This is a genomic window from Thalassobacter sp. 16PALIMAR09, from assembly GCF_000765485.1.
In the GTDB taxonomy this organism is placed as follows: Bacteria; Pseudomonadota; Alphaproteobacteria; order Rhodobacterales; family Rhodobacteraceae; genus Thalassobacter; species Thalassobacter stenotrophicus.
The window spans coordinates 1-3,639 of the sequence record NZ_JHAK01000010.1; the positions used below are offsets into that span (position 1 = coordinate 1).

Sequence of the window (3,639 nt, forward strand, 5' to 3'; positions counted from 1 at the left end):
AAAATTACCAAATATATCAGACGTTTAGTTCTATGGTAAAATACTGGGGAATTAAGCGTGCTCGTTTACATCAACGCCACATCAACGACTGACGAGTCGCACACCTATAATTGTCGTAATCATAGATAATCACCGGCGCTTAGCGATAATCGATGTTGTTCAGCCGCTTTGAAGCGGATTGATTTGGCCGTGTGATGATGGACAATCTTGTGTGCTGGCGTTATGGCGCCAACCGCCTGCTTTGCCCTTCTGCAGCAGCCCCATTTCAATCAAGCTCGGGATGTCGCGATTTGCACTATCCTGAGTGCAATTGGCAATTATCGCCCATTTCGACGTGGTCATCCTTCGTTCTAAGCCGTCAGGCAAGCGGTTCAGAATCTTGATCTGGCGTACGTTCAGCGGCACCGGGGTCGCGCGCTCCCAGAATTGACCCTTGGCAATGACAGTGATCTGCCTGGTGTCTGCGTTAAGAAGGTCGTGATCGCTAATCGTGAGAAGCCGCTTGCGCCAGGATACTCTTTAAGTAACAGCAATTGGCATTGCTCATTGCCCTGGTGGCGTCACTTCCAAGGGCTTTTCCACGTCGATGAAGGCTGAGATACTGTGAGAGCAGCCAGGGTAAACTCGCTATCTTAATAAGATTTGTCTCCTCAGTTACACCTCCGACCTGAACAACAAATCACATCAGCATTCAGTTCATCAGCGTTAGAAAGACTACCTGGTCATGCGAGCACCTTGATTGGGCAGTGTCGCGCAATGTCCGGGATCTTTAACTTTTGGAAGCTAAGAATTTCGACGCCGTACATAAGTTATCAGTATTTGCTTGCTCTTTCACCAAAAGTTACTTTTTCGCTCGATGGTAAGTTTCATTTTGTTTTTTTCAGTGTATCTTCTCCCCACAGACCTGTACATGAATCCCGACAAAAAGGTTATGTTCAAGGCTAGGTAAGAAATGTCTGATATCACTAAAATGTATGCATCGGTGTCGCCAATCAACGCTGGCTCCCATGGGGATGTCTCAATCAAGCCAGCGACCAACCTGGAGTTTTCGCGCGGCATTAATTCAATTCCGGTCGTTGCGGCTGAGTTCCCTTCGGCTGCTCAGGATATGGCGATTGTGTTTACGGGTGATGACGACGCGATGGTGCCTGTCGCCTTGACCGGCGTGAAGCCCAACGAAAACGCATACCTCGACGAAGATGGAAAATGGACAGGCCGGTATGTGCCTGCATTCCTACGCCGCTACCCTTTTATTTTCGCTCGCAGCGAACCAGACACCATGACGATGTGTCTAGATGAGGGGTATTCGGGGATAAATCGTGATGGACGGGGCGAGCGTCTATTTGATGCTGACGGCAACCGGACCCAATATTTGGAAAATATGCTGGGGTTTGTAACTCAATATCAGCGCCAGCACATCGTGACGCAAGCTTTCTGCAAGCGTCTTGCAACGCTGGATCTGCTGGAGGCGGCAACTCTCAACGCTACTGATGCGGACGGTGAGACCCGCCGTTTGATCGGATTTCAGGTGATCAAACGTCAGAAGTTCAAGGAGATCCCAGATGCTGATCTCTTGACGATGTTCCGGTCTGACGAGTTGGAACTTTGCTACCTGCACATGCACTCGCTACAAAACCTTGGCATTCAACTTGCCAACGTCCAGACCTCTGAACTGGCCCGTGACCTGTCGGAGCCAGACGCGGCTGAAACGTTGCAATAGGGCAGAGGTTGTAAGCATAATGAAAACCCGCAAACTGGCGGGTTTTTTCGCTTAAATACCTGATGTATAATAAACAAGTATAAGTGTTATGCACGCAACCCTGCTTCAAAGCTATGATTTGAATGGCTTGTGAGGCGAGCGACTAAAAAACGATTGAGCAACGCTCTAAAACAGCCAGCCAAACGTAATCTGTAGTTCTTGGGTGCGTTCGTCATCCCGGTCATGGACCGGTTGTGCGTAAGAGATGTCAAACGGGCCAACCGGCGACTGCCACCGAAGGCCGACACCTGTGGTGCGGTTGAGCCTGCTGGGGGCCAGGTCGCTGGTGTCGTTGGTTGCATCGCCGCCATCCATAAAGGCGAACACTGCCAGATTGCGATTTTGACCGCTAATCATTCCCACTTCAAGTGAGTATGTCAGTGCGTACTTTCCTCCAACGACGGCGTCCTCTCCCGAGGTTTGCATAGCAGAAACCGGGCCAAGACTGTTTGGTTTGTAGCCGCGCACGCTGCCGGGGCCGCCGACGGAAGTGTTTTGGTTGAAGGGGAAATCGCCGCTGTTGGTAAAACCTGCGCTTGCCGCGATGCGCCCTTTTGTGAACATCCGTTCACCGAGCGGAATGATGCGTTGCGCTGACAACTGTCCCACGGCGTAGGGCGTTGAGCCTGCGTTCCCGATTTCCAACGATGTGATGAATGTCGAGCCAGAGGTAGCGAAGTTTTCATCCCCAACCATGGTCGAGAACTTATGGCTTAGGGAGGCATAGCCAGTGTAGACCTTGCCATCATCCAATACGTCGGCATTAGCGATCAGCGCGGGCAAATCGTCAGAATTTTTGAGGTCCAGTAGATTGTATCCGAATGCGATCGACATGCTGCGCCGTGGCCCGAATTCGCGGCCAAAGGATACCTCGGCGTCGGCGGTGCCGAAGCCAAAATCACGCAAAATGTCTTCGTGGGTTGAGATCTGGCGTACCGAGAATGAGAAAGTTCGCGACCAGGGGGATTCGAACAAGTCCAGGTCTGTCGAGCGTATGCTAAGACCACTGCTGTACTTGCTGTAGGACAGGTCTAGCGCCAGATTGTCATCAGTGCCCAAAAGGTTCGGCTGTTCCAGCCCAAAGTTGAAAGTAGACTGGTTAACGTTGTCGTAAAATACGCCCAATTTGTACGATCCTTCGGAAGGCATATCGAGGTCGAACGCGAGGGGCTGGGACTGGGCAGAGAGTTGGGACGCGAGAACGGACAAGCTGGACGCAAGAGTAAGCCGGTAGAGGAACTTGTAAGGCTTCATTCTGCTCTCTTGCGTGAATTGACGTACCGACATCTCAATACAGCCAGGTTGTAGATAAAAGGAATTAGTAACAAACAACTCCAACGATGAGACAAGTATCACGGTCAATTTTTTCCAGCAAGGCTAGGCTTTGAGCGTAGGTAAGGTGCAATGGGTGTAGCACGTTCTTTTTGAAATAAGCTCGAGGAGCAGATGATAGTTGTGTGCCTATTGCTCCCTTCGAAGTGCTACTGAAGGATGCTAACTGCGATCAGGTGGTTAATTTTCACATATTAAGATGCATTGCATTAACCAAAGTGGCATTTTTACATCCTTTGGCGAAAAGATTGATTGATGTTGCGAAGGTGAGTCTCTTTCGGCTGTAATAGCTTATCGCAAGCGATCTTTGGCTTCTGGGGTCTTGTGCGCGTAGGTACCAACAGGATACTTTCATCCTTTTAAGGGCTTTGTACTGGTTTGTTAGGATAACTTTTAAAGGGTTCCCGTGGATCTTAACGAGTAGCAGTGCGCGGGTTTGCCGGGGTGGTACTCTCCTGGTTGACACGCTTTTTGGGGCTAAAGTCGGCCAGCCGTGGGCGCTTAGGCGATACGGGTGCCAGCTACGGAATGGCGTGAGTTAGTAAGAT

General features: G+C 50.4%; 3 protein-coding genes. 1 reads left to right on the top strand and 2 read right to left on the bottom strand.

Translation table 11 applies throughout. The features are described from left to right. Nucleotides 1-159: 159 nt before the first annotated feature. The gene (locus PM04_RS17930) at nt 160-405 is read right to left on the bottom strand and encodes a hypothetical protein (RefSeq protein WP_200880360.1); all 246 of its coding nucleotides are present in this window, start codon (nt 403-405) and stop codon (nt 160-162) included. 547 nt (nt 406-952) lie between these two features. Here PM04_RS17930 and PM04_RS15415 point away from each other — a divergent pair. Then, the gene (locus PM04_RS15415; RefSeq protein ID WP_038008518.1) at nt 953-1,720 is read left to right on the top strand and encodes a SapC family protein; all 768 of its coding nucleotides are present in this window, start codon (nt 953-955) and stop codon (nt 1,718-1,720) included. A 165-nt stretch (nt 1,721-1,885) separates the two neighbouring features. Here the strand turns inward: PM04_RS15415 and PM04_RS15420 are convergent, their stop codons facing one another. Then, complete coding sequence (locus PM04_RS15420) at nt 1,886-3,013, bottom strand: BamA/TamA family outer membrane protein (protein ID WP_038008519.1); 1,128 nt, start codon at nt 3,011-3,013, stop codon at nt 1,886-1,888. Nucleotides 3,014-3,639 lie beyond the last annotated feature (626 nt).

What these genes read in the sequence shown, in the direction of transcription:
- PM04_RS15415 (WP_038008518.1), top strand. Translation starts at nt 953, where the DNA reads ATGTCTGATATCACTAAAATGTATGCATCGGTGTCGCCAATCAACGCT.
- PM04_RS15420 (WP_038008519.1), bottom strand. Translation starts at nt 3,013, where the DNA reads ATGAAGCCTTACAAGTTCCTCTACCGGCTTACTCTTGCGTCCAGCTTG.